Origin of the sequence: Amycolatopsis sp. WAC 04169 (genome assembly GCF_003947535.1) — a bacterium.
In the GTDB taxonomy this organism is placed as follows: Bacteria; Actinomycetota; Actinomycetes; order Mycobacteriales; family Pseudonocardiaceae; genus Amycolatopsis; species Amycolatopsis keratiniphila.
Map to the genome: position 1 here is coordinate 505,892 of NZ_QHJI01000006.1, position 15,744 is coordinate 521,635.

Sequence of the window (15,744 nt, forward strand, 5' to 3'; positions counted from 1 at the left end):
TTTCGACGGCCCGGCGAAGATCATTAGGTAGTCACTCGCCTAGCAGGCGCCAAGCGGTGAGGGCGAGCCTCACCCGCGTCAGGCCGAGCGGGTCGGTCAAGTCGACGGACAGGCTTTTGCCGATCTGGGTCAGCCGGCGCGCCACGCTGCTGTGGTGCAGGTGCAGGGAATCGGCGGCCTGGCGCACGGAACCCGTGGCGCAGTAGGCGTCCAGCGTCCGCAGGTCCTCCGGATCCGCGGCCAGTTTCGTGATCGCGACGACGTCGGCGTTGGCCCGCGTGTCCTCCTCCGGGATCCGCGCGAGCAGCGCGAGGGCCCCGAGGTCGCGATAGTGGATCACCGGACGGCGCGCGGTCGTGAACCGCAGCGCCGTCGTCGCGTCCTGCCAGGACCGATGCGGGCATTCGGCATCGCCGATCCCCGCCCGGACGTCTTCGGGGAACCGGGCCGGATCCACCGCGGCGGCCAGGATGATGCCGACGTCGCCGAGTGACGCGGCCTTGACCGGGCGCCCTTGGCAGATCAGGCCCCCGATCTTCTCGAGCGCGAGGCCGGACCGGACGGCGACCACGCGGATCGGCGCGTCGCCGGGGAAACCCAGCAGCCGCAAGGCCCGGTTCCTGGCGGCGTCGTCGCTGGCGGAGCTGATCACGAGTTCCACCAGCGCCGGATCGGCCATGGTGGTGCGGGCGGGCCCGTACCGCTCGACGACCGTCGCGACGGCGATCGCGAGGCGGTCCAGCACCGCTTCGTCGAGGGCACCCGGCTCGCCCTCGCGTTCCAGCCAGACCGTGCCGATCTCTTCGTCGTCGAGGGTGACCACCGTCGTGATGGACACGGGCACGGAGGCCGGAGCGGCTTCGCGTCCGTCGGGGGCCATGCGGATGGTGCGCCCGGTGCTGTGGAGCCGGATGCCCGCCGCGCATTCCGCCAGCCCGGCGGTGGCGCGGGCGAGGGCGGGGAGATCGACCCGCCGCCGCATCAGGGTGTCGTAGAACATCACGACCCGGATCACGCCCTCGACGTCGGGATCCAGATGCGACAACCGCGCGGCCAGTGCCTCCATGCCGGCGAGCCTACGCGGCGATCGTCGCACGGAGGGGCGATCACACGCGACGGATGGCGGCCGCCCTCCAAGCCGGAAGCCGGAAGGATCATCGTCATGGATCCCGAACTCGAAGCCTTCATCGCCCTGTTCCCCGCGGCGAATCTCGACGACCCGATCGCCGATCGCGAGAAGCTCGCGAAGCTGGCCACGTCGGTGCCGCGGCCCGACACGTCGGCCATGGAGGTCGAGGACCGGACGGTGCCCGGCGACCCCGGCGTCCCGATCCGGATCTACCGGCCTCGGGAGGCGCAGGGCGCCATCATCTGGCTGCACGGCGGCGGCTGGGTCATGGGCAACCTCGAGACCGAGCACCCTTGGGCGGCCCGGCTCGCCGAAGCGTCCCAAGCGGTGGTGATCTCGGTGGAGTACCGGCTGGCGCCGGAGAACCCGTTCCCGGCCGCGTTCGACGACACCTACGCCGTGCTGAACTGGACGGCGGACCACGCGGCCGAGCTCGGCGTCTCGCCCGACCGGATCGCGGTCGGCGGGCACAGCGCGGGCGGCGGGCTCGCGGCGGCGACGGCCTTGCGGGTCCGCGACGAAGGCGGCCCGCGGATCTGCTTCCAGCTGCTCAACCAGCCGGGGCTCGACGACCGGCAGGAGTCGTGGTCGGCGCGGAACTTCACCGACACGCCGTGGATGAACCGCGCCAAGATCACCGCCGCGTGGGGGCACTACTTGGCCGGGAAGCCCGCGCCTTCGCCGTATGCCGCCCCTTCGCGGGCCACCGATCTCTCCGGGCTGCCGCCCGCGTACGTCGCCGCCGCCGAGTTCTGCCCCAACCGCGACGAGAACATCGAGTACGCGCTCCGTCTGCTGCAGGCGGGGGTTTCGGTCGAACTGCACCACTGGCCGGGTACCTTCCACGGCTCGCAGGCGATCCTGTCCGCCGAGGTGTCCCGCCGCCAGATCGACGAACTGGGCGGCGTCCTGCGCCGCGCGCTGGCCGAGTCATGACGACGCCTACGACAGCCAGGTTGCTGCGCCCGTTCGCCGGAAGTTTCGCCGCCGTCGTCGTCCTGCAGATCGTCGGCGCCGTCTCGGGGTTGGCGCCGCTGCTCGCGGTCGTCGAACTGGGCAGGGCGCTGCTGGCGCCCGGCCCGGTCGACGAGAGCCGGGTCTGGACCGCGGTGATCGTCGGTGCGGCAGGATTGTTCGTCCGGCTGGTGCTCACGGCCGCGTCGTCCGGGATCGGGCATCTGCTCGACGGCCGGGTCCAGCTCACCTTCCGCCGTCTGCTCGCCGATCGCCTCGGCCGCGTGCCGATCGGCTGGTTCTCCGGGCGCCGCACCGGCGAGCTGGCCAAGGTCGTCGGCGAGGACGTCGGCGCAGTGCACCCGTTCATCGCCCACACGCCCGGCGAGCTCGTCTCCGCCTTCGTCGTCCCGCTGGTGTCGCTGGGCTACCTGCTCACCATCGACTGGCGGCTCACCCTGATCACGCTCATCCCGGTGGTGCTCGCGGTGGCGCTGGTCCCGTTGATGATGACGCCCTCCCGGCTGCGTGAGCAGGAGGAGTTCGACCGCGGCATGGCGGGGATCTCGGATTCGGTCGTCGAATTCGTCCAGGGCATCGCCGTGGTCAAGGCGTTCGGCGGAGCGGGCCGCGCCCATCGCAGGTTCCGCACCGCCGCGGACGATTTCGTCGCCACCTTCACCCGGTGGGTGCGAGGGATGGCCGGTCCGGCGGCGGGGATGCAGCTCGCGCTGTCGCCGCCGTTCGTCCTGCTGGTGGTCCTGATCGGCGGCACGCTGCTGATCACCGGCGGCGGCCTCGCCCCGGTCGATCTCCTGCCGTTCCTGGTGCTGGGCCTGGGCTTGACCGCCCCCGTGGCCGCGCTCGGCCACGGCTTCGACGAGCTGCAGGCCGCCCGGCGCGCGACCGGCCGGATCCGCGACGTGCTCGCCGTCCAACCCCTGCCGGAGCCGGAGAATCCCCTTGTGCCGCAAGGGCATCGGGTCGAGCTTCGCGACGTCCGGTTCGGCTACGAGGCCGATCGCGAAGTCCTGCACGGTATCGATCTTGTGCTCGAACCGGGCACGGTCACCGCCCTCGTCGGGCCGTCCGGCAGTGGAAAGTCCACTTTGGTCACTCTGCTGCCGCGGTTCTTCGACCCCACGGAAGGAAAGGTCCTGCTGGGTGGCGTCGATCTGCGCGAGATCGGCAGCCAGGAGCTGTACCGCAAGGTCTCCTTCGTGTTCCAGGACGTCCGGCTGCTGCGCGCGTCGGTCGCGGACAACATCGCGCTGGCCGTACCGCACGCCGATCTCGACGACGTCGTCCGCGCCGCCCGGCTGGCGAACATCCACGACCGGATCCTCGAACTGCCGCGTGGCTACGAAACGGTGCTGCACGAGGAAACCGGCCTGTCGGGCGGGGAAGCCCAGCGGATCTCGCTGGCCCGCGCGTTGCTCGCCGACACGCCCGTCCTGGTGCTCGACGAGGCCACCGCGTTCGCCGACCCGCAGACCGAACTGGCCGTGCGCCGGGCGCTGGCGACGGCGCGGGAAGACCGGACGCTCCTGGTCATCGCGCACCGCTTGGAGACGGTGGTCGACGCCGACACCGTCGTACTGCTGGAGAACGGCACCATCGCCGAACGCGGCAAGCCCGCGGATCTGCTGACCGGCAACGGGAAATTCGCCGCCTTCTGGCGTTCCCGGCACGCCGCCGAACCACAGGGGGAACCTCGATGATCCGGATGTTGCTGAGCGTCCTCGGCCCCGAACACGCCCCACCCGTGCGGCGGACCGTGGCGCTGATGACGGTGACCGGGATCGTCGAAGGACTGTCCTACGCGTTGCTGGTCCCCTTGCTGCGGGCGCTGCTCGGGGACACTCCCGGCGACGCCGTCCCGTGGCTGATCGCGTTCGGCGCGGCCTTCTCGGTGTTCGCGATCCTGCGCTACCGCGCCGATCTCTCCGGTTTCCGCGCCGGGACGACGTTGCTGCGCGGGATGTACCACCGGCTCGGCGACCATCTCGCCCGGCTGCCGATGGGCTGGTACGGCGGGAACCGCGTCGGTGAGGTTTCGGCGCTGGCCGGACCCGGGGTGCTGCAGGCGATGGGCGTGATCGCGCATCTGCTGGCCCCGTTCGTGGCCGCGTGCGTCACCCCGCTGACGATCGTGCTCGTGATCTTCGCCTTCGATTGGCGGCTGGGGCTGGCCTCGCTGATCGCCGTCCCGGTCGTGGTGGCGATCCAGGTGCGAACGGGCCGTTCGACGGCCGCCGCCGACGAAGAGTCCTCCCGGCGCGGCACCGAGGCGACCGGCCGGGTCATCGAGTATCTGCAGGCCCAGCCGGTGCTGCGGGCCGGTGGGCGGGCCGCGGAACGATTCCGACTGCTCGACGACTCGCTACAGGACCTCCAGCGGGCGAACCGCCGGTCCATCCTGTCGGCGCTGCCCGGTGTCGTGGGGCTGACGTTCACGGTGCAGGCGTTGTTCACCGTCCTGCTGACGCTGGGCGCCTTCCTCGCGCTCGGCGGGGAGATCGGGGCGGCCGAGGTCGTGGCGATCCTCGTCCTGGCCACGCGCTGCGCCGATCCGCTGCTCTCGCTGACGGACATCGGCGGCAAACTCCGCGGCGCGCGTTCGGTGCTGGTGCGGCTCGACGCGCTGCTGCGCACCGAACCGCTGCCGGAGCCGCCGGAACCGGTCCGGCCGGAGCGGCACGATCTGGAGTTCGAGTCGGCCGCCTTCACCCGCGGCGGCCGCGCGGTGCTCGACGGCCTGTCGCTGACCGTCCACGAAGGACAGAAGCTCGCCATCGTCGGCCCGTCGGGTGCCGGCAAGAGCACGGTGCTGCAACTGCTCGCCCGGTTCCACGACGTGGATTCGGGCGCGGTGCGGGTCGGCGGGGTGGACGTCCGCGCGATGAGCACCGATGACCTGATGTCCCGGATCGCGATCGTGTTCCAGGACGTCTACCTCTTCGACGGCACGATCGAGGAGAACATCCGGCTGGGCCGTCCGGACGCCGACGACGCGGACGTGCGGGTCGCGGCGACGGCGGCCCGCCTCGACGAGGTGATCGAACGGCTGCCCGGCGGCTGGTCCGCGCACGTCGGCGAGGGCGGCGCCCTGCTGTCCGGCGGGGAACGCCAGCGGGTGTCGATCGCGCGCGCACTGCTGAAGGACGCGCCCATCGTGCTGCTCGACGAGGTGACCTCGGCGCTGGATCCGGTCAACGAAGCGGCCGTTCACGAGGGCATCGAGCGGCTCATGGCGGGCCGGACGGTGGTGATGGTGGCGCACCGGCTGCGCACCGTCGAACGTGCGGACCACGTGGTCTTCCTGGACGGCGGCCGGATCGCGGAGGAAGGGAGCCACGGCGAACTGGCCCGGCTCGGCGGCCGGTACGCCGGGTTCCTGGAGCCGCAAATCGCTTGACGCCGCCGGGGTACGGCAATGCACTGTGCCCATGAAGATCCGTTCCACGACCGCCGACGACCGCGCCGTCTTCGTCGACACCATGTTCACCGCGTTCGCCCGTTTCCCGGACACCGCGGGCGAGACCTGGTCCGCGCTCGAAATGGACCGAGGCCTGCTCGCGGTGACCCAGGACGGGCGGCCGGTCGGCACGGCCGCCGCGTACTCCTTCGAGCTGACCCTGCCCGGTGAGGTCGTCGTCCCGGCCGCCGGCGTGACCGCCGTCGGCGTCCTGCCCTCGCACCGTCGCCAAGGCGTGCTCAGCGCGATGATGCGGCACCAGCTCGCCGACTTCCGGGCCAGGGGCGAGTTCCTCTCCGTCCTGCTGGCGTCGGAGGCCCTGATCTACCGCCGGTTCGGCTACGGACCGGCGACCTACACCCGGCGCCTGACGGTGCAGCGCCACCGGGCCGCCTTCGCCGTCCCCCGGACGGCCGGGGTGACCGCCGGCTCGATCGAAGTGCTGCGCCGGGCCGACTGCGGCGAAATCCTGGAAACCGTCTACGACCGGTATCGCCGCTCCCGGCCCGGCGCGCTGTCGCGCCCGCACGGCTGGTGGGAGGCAGGGGCCGGGCAGCCCCCGATCTCCCGGGCACAACGTCATGTCGCCGTGCATCGCGACGCCGACGGAGTCCCCGACGGCTACGCCTCCTACTCGCTCACCGAACCCTCCACGCTGACCGTCGACGAGACCATCGCCACCGACGACTCGGTGTCCACGGCGCTGGCCAGGTTCCTGCTCGGGCACGACCTCGTCACCGAAGTCGTGTTCAAGCACCGCCCGCTCGACGATCCGCTGCGCTGGCAGCTCGAAGACTTCCGCGCCGGGGAACTCGGCGGCGACACCGACTGGCTGTGGGTGCGGCTGCTCGACATCCCCCGGGCGCTCACCGCCCGCGGCTGGCCTGCCGACGGCGAGCTCGTCCTCGACGTCGGCGACCCGGCGCTCGGCGAGCACGGCCGTTACCTGCTCACCGTCCGGGACGGCGAGGCGGCCTGCGTCCCGACGGAGCGGGAACCCGACCTGTCCCTGGACGTGAGCGATCTGGGCTCGATCTATCTCGGCGGCACCACCCCGAGCACCCTCGTGCGGGCGGGCCACATCCGCGCCCATCACCCGGAGGCCGCCGCGCTCGCCGACGCCCTGTTCGGCACCGAGCGTCCTCCGCACTGCCTGCACTGGTTCTGATCAGGTCCGGCGGGTGCCGACCGTGAACAGCAGCGACGCCGCGGTCAGCACCACGCCGAACCACACCACACTGGTGATCCCGGCGTGGTCCGCGAGCAAGCCCGCGAACAACGCCCCCAGAGCGATGGAAGTGTTGTAGGCCAAGGTGTTGAGCGACATGGCGGCCTCGAACGTGTCGGGCGCGGACCGCTGCGTCATGGTGAGCTGACTCAGCTGCACCACGCCGTAGGACAGTCCCCAGAGCACGAGCGCGATCAGCGCCCCCGCCTGCGCGTGGCCGACCACGAGCAGCAGCACCAGGGACGCCACGAGTCCGGCGGCCCCGACCGCGAAGCTGACGAGCACGTTCTTCGCCACGAAATGCCCCGCGACGAAGTTCCCCACCGCCCCACCGGCACCGAAGACGATCAGGCACACCGTGACGAAAGCGGGCGACGCCGACGAAGTGCCTTCCAGGAAGGGACGGATGAAGGTGTAGACGCCGAAGTGCCCGAGCACGAACAGGACCACGGTGATCAGGACCGACCGCAGGCGCGCGTTCACCCGTGGCAGGCCGAAGACCTCGCGGACCGGGACCGCGTTCGCCGACGGCAGGGACGGGACCAGGACGAGCACGGCGAGGAAGACCAGGACGCTGAGCCCGCTCCAGATCAGGAACGTGCCCTGCCAGCCGACGAGGCGTTCCAGGATGGTGCCCAGCGGCATCCCCAGCACGGTGGCGACGGAGATACCGGACATCACGACCGCCGCCGCCCGGTTGGCGTGTCGGCCGGGGACGATCCGCATCGCCATCCCCACGCCGATGGCCCAGAACGCGCCGTTGGCGAAGCCCATGACGAGCCGGGTCGCCAGTACCAGCGGATATCCGGGTGCGAGGGCGGTGATCAGGTTGCCGGCGGTCAGGATGGCGAGCAGCGTGGAGAGCAGGACGCGCCGGTTGATCCGCCGCGTCCACGCGACCACGAACGGCACGCCGAGCCCGGCCGAGACGCCGTAGAGCGTGACCATCAGGCCGGCGGCGCCGACCGAGATGTCCAGGCTGGTACTCACCGGGGTGAGCAGGCCGACGGGCATCAGTTCGGTGGTGAGGAAGACGAACAGGCTGGCGGTGATGGCGGCGACCCCCGCCCAGCCCTTCCGGGTCGAGTGCGCGTTTTCGGTTCGGGTGACCATTTCTTCTCTCTCGATTCACGAGCATGACGAAGAAACCCCTGCGGGCACGGCGATTCCGGCCCTGGGATGCTTCGCTCCAGAAGGATCGACGGCGCGCGGGACAACCCCGCGAACCTCTTAGCGCTAAGCTATTCGATGCTTAGCGCTAAGTCAAACGAGTACTCGAGAGGGCGTGCGTCAGTCGTCGAGAGCGACATCTCCCAGTGACTGCAACAGGTTTCGCAACAAGACGGCCAGCTCGTCCCGCTCCTCGGCGCTGACCGCGCTCAGGAGCCGATGCTCGGTGTCGACGTGATCGGGCAGGGCACGGTCGATGAGTTCGCGGCCTTCCGTGGTGAGGTCGACCAGCACGCGGCGGCCGTTCGTCTCGTCGGGCAGACGGACGACCAGGCCGCGTTGTTCGAGGCGGTCGAGCCGCTGGGTGACCGCGCCGGAGGTGATCATCGCCGAGCGCATCAGGTCGGCGGGAGTCAGCGTGCCGGCCCGGCGCAGGGTCGCCAGGACGTCGAACGACGACCGGTCGAGGTCGTGACGCGCGAACGTCTTGCGCAGCTCGCCTTCCAGGACCCGGGTCAGCCTGGTCAGCCGCCCGATGACGCCCATCGGGGAAACGTCCAGGTCGGGACGGGCTTCGGCCCACTGGCGAAGGATGTGATCAACGTGATCCGGCACGACCGGAGATTACCCCGGTCTCAGAGCGCGGACGTTCGTTGACACCCCGTAACGCCACTGCTCTACTCGGACGCATGCGCTGTCCGGCCTGAATCAGTGTCCGCTCATTTCGGAAACACCCGGGAATTCCGGGCGCCGCGTGCTGCCCGGAAACCCGTTCGCCCTCGCACAGAACGGAATTCACCCATGACCACGACCGAGAACCGCGTCCGATCCGCCAGTGAATGGCTCACCACCGCACGGGAGGTCGCCGCCGAACTCGCGGTGGACGCGGCCGAACGCGACCGGAAGAACGAGACGCCTCACGCGGAAGTGCGGCTGCTCAAGGACTCCGGTCTGGTGACCCTGCTCGGCCCGGTCGAGCACGGCGGTGGCGGCCAGAGCTGGGAGACCGCCTACCGCGTGATCCGCGAAGTCGCGCGCGGCGACGGCTCGATCGGCCAGCTGCTCGGCTACCACTACCTCTGGGCGTGGGCCGCGCGCCTGGTCGCGACCGACGACCAGATCGCCGCGGTCGAGGAACTGTACACGCGGAACAACTTCGTGTTCGGCGGCGCGGTCAACCCGCGTGACTCCGACCTGAAGATCACCGAGGACGGCGACGAGATCGTCTACAACGGACACAAGTCGTTCTCCACCGGCAGCAAGATCTCCGATCTGACCGTGCTCGAAGGTGTCCTGGAGGGCACCGAGGAGCACGTCTTCGCCATCGTTCCGTCCGAACAGGACGGTATCGTCTTCCACGACGACTGGGACAACATCGGTCAGCGGCTCACCGAATCGGGCAGCGTGACCATCACCGACGTCCGCGTCCCGTGGGCGAGCGCGGCGGGCTATGTCGACAAGAAGTTCCACCCCTTGACCTACAACACGCTCAACGTCCCGGCGATCCAGCTGGTGTTCACCAACTTCTACCTCGGCATCGCCCAAGGGGCATTGGAAACCGCGCTGACCTACACCCGCGAGCACACCCGTGCTTGGCCGTACGGCGGCGACGACAAGACTTCCGCCGGTGAAGAGTGGTACATCCTCGAAGGCTACGGCGATCTCCAGTCGAAACTGTGGGCGGCCGAGGCACTCGCGGACAAGGCCGGAACCGCGATTTCGGCCGTGCTGCACGCGCCGCGCGAGGAATTGACACCCGAGGCCCGCGGCGAGGTCGCGGTCCTCATCGCGGCCGCGAAACAGCGTGCGATCGAAACCGGCCTCGAAATCGGCACGAAGATCTTCGAACTGACCGGAGCCCGCGCGAGCGCCACGAAATACGGCTTGGACCGGTTCTGGCGGAACCTGCGCACGCATTCGCTGCACGATCCGGTGGCCTACAAGCGCCGCGAAGTCGGTGCGTACGCATTGCTGAACGAACTCCCGGAGCCCACCTGGTACACCTGAACCTACCCCGCTGCCACGGCATAGGTGAGCAGCAGCGCGCCCGAAGCGAACCGTCGGTCGTCGACGAGCATGAAGGCCGTCTTCGCGTACTCGCCATCGAAGAGTCGCGTCCCGCCGCCGAGGAGCACCGGGTTCACCACGAGCCGCATTTCGTCGAGCAACCCGAGCCGGGCGACGGAAGTCGCGGCCCCTCCCCCGGCGAAGAGGGCGATGTCGCCTTCGAGATCGGCGAGCGCGGAGGCGTCTTCGACCAGGTGCGAGTTGTGCCAGGTCGTGGTCCGGAGCGTGCGCGAGAGAACGTACTTCGGCAGCTCGTGCATCCGCCGCCGCTGCGTGGCCGAGACCTCGTCACCGGCGGTCGGCCAATAGCCGGCGAGTTCCTCGTAGGCCTTGCGACCGAAGGCCATCCCGTCGATCGACTCCAGCAGTTCGTCGATATGCGCTTGGAACTCGTCGTCGGCGAATCGCCAGTCGATGTCGCCCGCGGCGTCGGCGATGTAGCCGTCCAGCGAAACGTTGGTGTGCAGAAAGAGACGCCCCATGTGAACTCCTCGGGATCGACTTCTTGAACGATCGAACAAGAAGTCAACGTACACTTCTTGAACGCACTGTCAAGAAGTCGTACGATGCGACCATGCCACGCACGGGAAGGCCGCGGTCCTTCGACGAGGACCGAGTGATCACAGGGGCGCTCGACGTCTTCTGGCGGCGGGGTTACGCGGCCACGTCGATGCGGGATCTGAAGGACGAACTCGGCATCCTGCCGGGAAGTCTGTACGCCGCGTACGGCGACAAGCACGCGCTTTTCCTGCGAGCGCTGGAACTCTACGCGAGCGGCGCCCGAAGCCAGGCGGCCGCGCTCGCCGAAGGTCCCGTTCTCGCGCATCTGCGCGAACTTCTGCTCAGCGTCCTGGAAGCCGCGCGGGAGAACCCCGGGCGCGGCTGCCTGCTGGGCAACACCGCCACCGAACTGCTTCCCGCCGACGAAGCCGCCGAGAAGCTGGTCCATAGTGGATTCGAAGCACTGGAAACCGGTATCGCGCAAGGACTCGAGGCCGCCCAGCGCTCGGGCGAGGTCCGTGCCGACGTCGACTGTGCGACGCAGGCGCGGCTCCTGCTCGTCGTGATGCAGGGACTGCACGTGGTGGCCAGGGCGGAGGCGGATCCGCACCGGCTCACCGACGCGATCGACGCGGCTTTGGCACCGCTGACCGCGAAGTGAGCTCTGGGCACACCGGAGCCGGTGTGCCCAGAGGCCGGATCACTCCTCGAAGCCCTCGTCGCCGCCGTCGAAGACGTCTTCCATGACCTCGCCGAGGATCATGCCGCCGACCACACCGGCCGCGGCACCGGCGATCACGCCGCCCATCCCCGGACCGCGCCTGCCGTGGTGACCGTGGTGGTCGTAGTCGTGGCCGTAGTGCTCCTGGTGCCCGCCGAACATGGCGTGCCCGCCGCCGGATTCGGCGACCTTGGCCAGCCAGCCGTCGATGGCCGCAGCCCAGTCGGTGCGCAGCGCCTCCTCGTGCGAAACGTGGAAGCGGCCGAAGGAGTCACCGCCGGACCGGAACATGCCGCCGCGCCTGTCCGCCTCCAGCACCACCACGAGGTCGTCCGGGCTCGCGACGAAGGTCAGCTCCACCTGGCTGACCCGGCCGGCGTAGCGCGACGGCGGGAAGAACTCGATCTCCTGGAAGAACCCGAGCTCCTGCCGGACGCCGTGCAACCGCCCGGCCTCGACGTCGGCGCTGCGGAAGGAGAAGCCGAGCTCGCCGAACGCCTCCAGCACCCGGTCCTGCGATTCCAGCGGCCCGACGAGGACCGGGTCGAGGTCGCCCTTGTCCGGCGCGCCGGCGATGACGAGTTCGGTGCGCACGCCGACGACCATGCCCGGCAGCTCCCGCCCGCCCACCGCGCTGATCGGCGTTTCCCACGGCAGGGCGAGCTGGAACGGGACGGTCGTCAGCTGCCCCGCCGTCACCCGCACCTTGCGGCCCGCGCTGACCCGCAGGAACTCCGCGGTCCCGGCCCGCTCGTGGTCGCCGTGCTCGACCTCGACCCTGGTGACCAGCGAAAGCAGGATCTCCTCGATCTGGGCGTCGCTCGAACCGCCCTGGATGCGTACCTGGCCGGTGATCACCTCGCCGGGAACGGCGTGCGGCGAGTCGAGCACGGTGTCGACGGACGGACCGCCGACCCCGAAGGCGCTGAGCATCCGTTTGAACATCAGGGATTTCCTCCGCTGGGTACTGGAACAAGGGGGTACCGGAACACTTCGACTACTACCGAGATCCGCCGCGGCACGCCAGGTGAAACGGGTTAAAAACCCCTAAACGGGCGCGACGTCACTACCTTCTCAGATCGGCCTCACGGACGTCGTGCAGGTGGATGACGACGTCGTAGGAGCGTCCGAGCGAGATGTCCGCCGGGTCGACGGGGAACAGCGTGCCGATGGTGCGGGTGGGCCGGGCGGTGTCCAGCCAGGCGCGGGCGGCCGGCGGCGCGGTGCGCAGGTCCAGGTAGAAGTCGTCGAACCGGACCCGGTCGAGGGTGTCCTCGTTCGTCCCCGACGGCGCGGCCGGGACGGAGAACCGCTTCCACTCCCCGCCCACCGCGGTGTCCTTGGACAGGAAGGAACCCTCGTCGAAGCTGAACCCGATCGGCAGGTAGCCGCGGCCCAGCGTCTCGCGCAGGAAGGCGCCTTGGGTCTTCGGGTAGATCGACGGCATGTCGGGGATGTACGCGACGTGGGCGTTGTGCGCGGAGAGCAGGATCTTGTGCCCGGTCCGCCGCTGCCACCAGGCGACGTTCTGCGCCATCGCCTGATCGCGCAGGATCTGGGCCGCGGGCAGCCCCTTCGGATCCGCGAGGTCGACGGCGAGGAAGCGGGCGGTCTGCGCGACGAACCTGGCGTGCTGCTCGGTCCAGCCGTAGGCGTCCGCGCCGGTCAGGCCCTTGACCAGCTCGAAAGCCTGCTCCGCCTGCGTGGCGAGCCGCCTTCGCTCGTCGACGGGTTTGCGCAGGTAGGCGAACGCGTCGTCGATCGGGCGCAGTCCCGTGTACAGCTCGTTGAGACGGGGCAGCGCCTCCGGATGATGCCGCCCGATGTAGTCGGTGATCCGCGCGAAGAACGCGTCGTTCACCGAAGGCGCGCCGAGGTCGTCGCCGACGAAGTGCACCGTGCGGTCGGGGTGCGCGCGGTTGTGATCGCGCATCCACCGGATCAGGCTGACGAACTCCTCGCGGTCCCAGGGCGACCCGGCCAGGGTGCGCTTCGCGATCTCACGGGCGTCACCGCGCCCGGTCTGGACGTACTCGTCGATCTCCAGGCCGGCGGACCAGCTGAGCTCCAGCGCGAAGGCCCGGAACCCCTTTTCCTCCACCAGGTAGCGGAACACCCGCTCCTTCATCGTGAAGAACTCGTGGGAGCCGTGGGTCGCCTCGCCGAGGCCGACCACCTTCGCATCGGCGATCATCCCGCCCAGTGCCCGAAGATCGGCGGTGTTCCGGCCGGGTTCGGTCGAGCGCAGCGGATACGCCACCCGGTCCAGCGACCGCACCGGATCCCGCCAGGTCGTGGTCGTCTCCGCCGCGAGTGCCGGACTCGCCAAGGGAGCGAGCACCGCTCCCGTCACCATCACGGCGGCGGCCACCACTCCCCGTCTCGCCCACCGCTTCCGGCCGTTCGTCATACCGTTCACCCCTTCGCTCCGATGTCGAAATCGATCATCGTCCGCGGGCCGGGGCCGGCGCATTGAAGCAAAGCTCCTACTTGGGGTGAGGAAAACCCCACCCCATGAGGAAGCGGGTGGACCCCGCCGCCGGGGTGTGGGACCCGGCGGCGGGAGTCCACCCGCGTTTATCTCCCTCCGCAGCGGCTGTCCGTCACTCCGCGCGCCACAACGCGGGTGTGGACGGCGGCTCCCAGCCGGGCTGGGCGGTGTGCGCCTGCAAGCACACATAACCGCGACCGCTGTAGGTGACCCGGGCGCCCGCGGAATAGCCGGTTCCCGCCGCCCAGGTCGTCCCGCCGGGCGGGTTGGAGGTCGAAGTCGACGTCGTCGGCGTCGTACTGGTCGGCCGCGAGGTCGACGTCGGCGTCTGCGGCACGTTCAACACGAAGTCGAACGCGGCCTCCTTGGCCGTGCCCGCGTCCCGGACGGTCATCAGCAACCGCGGGTCGAAGATCGTGTCGGTGTTGTTGCGCGGCTCGTTGGGGAAGTAGAGCTGCGTGGTCAGCACCGGCCTGCCGGGCGCCTGGACCTTGACGTGGATGTGCCGCGTACGGCCGGGGTACAGGCCGGGCACGATGGTGCTCAGCGAGAACGCGCCCTGGTCGTTCGTGAACTGGTGACCGCGGAAGGTGTACCCCACGTTGTCGTAGGCGCCGTTGACGTCCGCCTGCCAGAAGTCCAGCAGTGCCCGCGCGATCGGCAGACAGCCGAGCCCGAACACGTAGCCGGACACGGTGAGCCGCGTCCCCGGCGTCCCCGGCGAGACGAGCGAGGTGCGCTGCGGGGAATTCGGCTTGAAGTAAGGACCCTCGGTCTGCGGGATGGTCGGGTCGTCCCCGTCGTCGCAGTACGGGGTCAGCTCGGGTGTCTTGCCGCTCTCGACGGTGGTGCGCGCGAGTGCGGGACCGCCGATCAACGCGACCGGAGCCGCCACACCCGCCGCGAGCGCGGCCTTCAGCACAGTCTTTCGGCTGAGCTTGTTCTCTTCGTCCATACCTGCTCCTCGTGGGGGCTTCGGGAATCACCCTCGACGGTATGGAGAAGATCAGCTGCGGACGATGGACTGGGGTGGTCAGTCGTGGTGAATCTCCGGGGGCGAGTCTCCGGTCCGGCGGTAATCACCGGGGCTCAACCCCGTTTCCCGCCGGAAGAACCGGCAGAAATACGCGGGATCCGCGAAACCGACCCGGCTGGCGACCTGCCGCACGGTGAGATCGGTGCCGAGCAGGAACCGTTTCGCCTCCCGTGTCCGCGCTTCGCGCATCAGTTGTGCCGCCGTCCGGCCGGTCGCCGTTTTCACCGCGTCGGTGAGATATCCCGGCGTGACCCCGATACGTTCCGCGAGCGCGCCGACCGACCAGAGCCCGAGATCGGGTCGGCCGAGCAACCGGGCGAATTCCGTGCCCACGGCCTGCGCCCTCGCGGGCGGACGCGGATCCGCGAGCCCGGGAAGCCGTCCCGCCCGCACGATCAGCACGTGCATCAGCGCCCGCAGCACCGAATCGGTACCCTGCCCGCCACAACGGAATTCCTCGTCGAGTTCGGCGACCAGCCGCGCCGTCTCCTCGGCCGCGCGTTCGTCGAGCCGCCACGGCTGCTGGCTGAGCCTTCGCAGGGTTTCGCGATCCGACGGATGTTCGAGCAGGAAATCGTCGGTGAACAGCACGACGAATCCGCTGAGATCGCGGGCATCCCAATGATGCACCTGCCCCGGTGTTATGACCGCGAGTTGCGGCGGCCCCAATTCCCAGCGGGTGAAATCGATGACGTGGTCGCCGGTGCCGCCGGTGACATGGACGATTTCGTAGAAGGTGTGCCGATGCGGGAACGACGCCCGCGACATCGGCCCGATCGTGTCGAATGTGCCGACCGTGAACGGCAGGGCGTCCGGCGCGCGGACCTCCAGCCGATGCAGTGGCAATTCCCCCGCCTTCGGTTTCAGGCAAGGCGTCCTCGGCAACACCGTCGTTCCGCGCATGGATCGGTCCCTTTCACCATACTGGGGAATGAAAAGTCTAGACCAATGTGCGTGCGGTGACTGCCG

The 15,744-nt window shown here is 69.7% G+C and carries 14 protein-coding genes; 6 read left to right on the top strand and 8 right to left on the bottom strand.

The window, feature by feature from the left end; translation table 11 throughout:
* Window positions 1–31: 31 nt before the first annotated feature.
* Window positions 32–1,066 (bottom strand): CdaR family transcriptional regulator, encoded by a 1,035-nt coding sequence (locus tag DMC61_RS18330; protein WP_125690298.1) that lies wholly within the window; start codon window positions 1,064–1,066, stop codon window positions 32–34.
* 96 nt (window positions 1,067–1,162) lie between these two features.
* Between DMC61_RS18330 and DMC61_RS18335 the strand changes: the two genes are divergently transcribed.
* Genes DMC61_RS18335 through DMC61_RS18350 form a run of 4 tightly spaced genes read left to right on the top strand, consistent with a single transcriptional unit; the run spans window position 1,163 to window position 6,729 of the window.
* Window positions 1,163–2,065: an alpha/beta hydrolase gene (locus DMC61_RS18335; protein WP_125690299.1), complete on the top strand. Its 903-nt coding sequence runs from the start codon at window positions 1,163–1,165 to the stop codon at window positions 2,063–2,065.
* Entirely contained in the window at window positions 2,062–3,804 is a 1,743-nt protein-coding gene (locus tag DMC61_RS18340) for an ABC transporter ATP-binding protein (RefSeq protein ID WP_125690300.1), read from the top strand. The genes DMC61_RS18335 and DMC61_RS18340 overlap by 4 nt, the downstream gene beginning before the upstream one ends.
* Entirely contained in the window at window positions 3,801–5,501 is a 1,701-nt protein-coding gene (locus DMC61_RS18345; RefSeq protein WP_125690301.1) for an ABC transporter ATP-binding protein, read from the top strand. Before DMC61_RS18340 ends, DMC61_RS18345 begins: the two co-directional genes overlap by 4 nt.
* Window positions 5,502–5,532: 31 nt before the next feature.
* Window positions 5,533–6,729 carry a GNAT family N-acetyltransferase gene (locus DMC61_RS18350; RefSeq protein WP_125690302.1) on the top strand — a complete coding sequence of 399 codons (1,197 nt, stop codon included), beginning with the start codon at window positions 5,533–5,535 and terminating at the stop codon, window positions 6,727–6,729.
* On the opposite strand, the gene DMC61_RS18355 is transcribed toward DMC61_RS18350, so the two are convergent.
* Window positions 6,730–7,902, bottom strand: coding sequence for an MFS transporter (locus DMC61_RS18355; protein WP_125690303.1), 1,173 nt, complete (start codon window positions 7,900–7,902; stop codon window positions 6,730–6,732). It abuts the gene before it with no gap.
* Window positions 7,903–8,079: 177 nt separating this feature from the next.
* Window positions 8,080–8,574 carry a MarR family winged helix-turn-helix transcriptional regulator gene (locus DMC61_RS18360; protein WP_125690304.1) on the bottom strand — a complete coding sequence of 165 codons (495 nt, stop codon included), beginning with the start codon at window positions 8,572–8,574 and terminating at the stop codon, window positions 8,080–8,082.
* 186 nt (window positions 8,575–8,760) lie between these two features.
* On the opposite strand from DMC61_RS18360, the gene DMC61_RS18365 reads away from it, so the two are divergent.
* On the top strand, window positions 8,761–9,966 hold the full coding sequence (locus DMC61_RS18365; RefSeq protein WP_125690305.1) for an acyl-CoA dehydrogenase family protein: 1,206 nt from the start codon (window positions 8,761–8,763) through the stop codon (window positions 9,964–9,966).
* 2 nt (window positions 9,967–9,968) lie between these two features.
* On the opposite strand, the gene DMC61_RS18370 is transcribed toward DMC61_RS18365, so the two are convergent.
* The gene (locus DMC61_RS18370) at window positions 9,969–10,508 is read right to left on the bottom strand and encodes a dihydrofolate reductase family protein (RefSeq protein ID WP_125690306.1); all 540 of its coding nucleotides are present in this window, start codon (window positions 10,506–10,508) and stop codon (window positions 9,969–9,971) included.
* 92 nt (window positions 10,509–10,600) lie between these two features.
* On the opposite strand from DMC61_RS18370, the gene DMC61_RS18375 reads away from it, so the two are divergent.
* Window positions 10,601–11,188, top strand: coding sequence for a TetR/AcrR family transcriptional regulator (locus DMC61_RS18375; RefSeq protein ID WP_125690307.1), 588 nt, complete (start codon window positions 10,601–10,603; stop codon window positions 11,186–11,188).
* Window positions 11,189–11,227: 39 nt separating this feature from the next.
* Here DMC61_RS18375 and DMC61_RS18380 read toward each other — a convergent pair whose 3' ends face one another.
* From DMC61_RS18380 to DMC61_RS18395, 4 genes are all read right to left on the bottom strand, one after another.
* Window positions 11,228–12,193: a sporulation protein gene (locus DMC61_RS18380; RefSeq protein WP_125690308.1), complete on the bottom strand. Its 966-nt coding sequence runs from the start codon at window positions 12,191–12,193 to the stop codon at window positions 11,228–11,230.
* Window positions 12,194–12,314: 121 nt separating this feature from the next.
* Complete coding sequence (locus DMC61_RS18385; RefSeq protein WP_125690309.1) at window positions 12,315–13,658, bottom strand: erythromycin esterase family protein; 1,344 nt, start codon at window positions 13,656–13,658, stop codon at window positions 12,315–12,317.
* Window positions 13,659–13,851: 193 nt separating this feature from the next.
* Entirely contained in the window at window positions 13,852–14,694 is an 843-nt protein-coding gene (locus DMC61_RS18390) for a carbohydrate-binding protein (RefSeq protein ID WP_125690310.1), read from the bottom strand.
* 78 nt (window positions 14,695–14,772) lie between these two features.
* Entirely contained in the window at window positions 14,773–15,678 is a 906-nt protein-coding gene (locus DMC61_RS18395) for an AraC family transcriptional regulator (RefSeq protein ID WP_125690311.1), read from the bottom strand.
* Between the last annotated feature and the right edge of the window lie 66 nt (window positions 15,679–15,744).

Excerpts from the sequence above, each read along its gene's own strand:
- DMC61_RS18330 (WP_125690298.1), bottom strand. The coding sequence starts at position 1,066 with ATGGAGGCACTGGCCGCGCGGTTGTCGCATCTGGATCCCGACGTCGAG.
- DMC61_RS18335 (WP_125690299.1), top strand. The coding sequence starts at position 1,163 with ATGGATCCCGAACTCGAAGCCTTCATCGCCCTGTTCCCCGCGGCGAAT.
- DMC61_RS18340 (WP_125690300.1), top strand. The coding sequence starts at position 2,062 with ATGACGACGCCTACGACAGCCAGGTTGCTGCGCCCGTTCGCCGGAAGT.
- DMC61_RS18345 (WP_125690301.1), top strand. The coding sequence starts at position 3,801 with ATGATCCGGATGTTGCTGAGCGTCCTCGGCCCCGAACACGCCCCACCC.
- DMC61_RS18350 (WP_125690302.1), top strand. The coding sequence starts at position 5,533 with ATGAAGATCCGTTCCACGACCGCCGACGACCGCGCCGTCTTCGTCGAC.
- DMC61_RS18355 (WP_125690303.1), bottom strand. The coding sequence starts at position 7,902 with ATGGTCACCCGAACCGAAAACGCGCACTCGACCCGGAAGGGCTGGGCG.
- DMC61_RS18365 (WP_125690305.1), top strand. The coding sequence starts at position 8,761 with ATGACCACGACCGAGAACCGCGTCCGATCCGCCAGTGAATGGCTCACC.
- DMC61_RS18370 (WP_125690306.1), bottom strand. The coding sequence starts at position 10,508 with ATGGGGCGTCTCTTTCTGCACACCAACGTTTCGCTGGACGGCTACATC.
- DMC61_RS18375 (WP_125690307.1), top strand. The coding sequence starts at position 10,601 with ATGCCACGCACGGGAAGGCCGCGGTCCTTCGACGAGGACCGAGTGATC.
- DMC61_RS18380 (WP_125690308.1), bottom strand. The coding sequence starts at position 12,193 with ATGTTCAAACGGATGCTCAGCGCCTTCGGGGTCGGCGGTCCGTCCGTC.
- DMC61_RS18385 (WP_125690309.1), bottom strand. The coding sequence starts at position 13,658 with ATGACGAACGGCCGGAAGCGGTGGGCGAGACGGGGAGTGGTGGCCGCC.
- DMC61_RS18390 (WP_125690310.1), bottom strand. The coding sequence starts at position 14,694 with ATGGACGAAGAGAACAAGCTCAGCCGAAAGACTGTGCTGAAGGCCGCG.
- DMC61_RS18395 (WP_125690311.1), bottom strand. The coding sequence starts at position 15,678 with ATGCGCGGAACGACGGTGTTGCCGAGGACGCCTTGCCTGAAACCGAAG.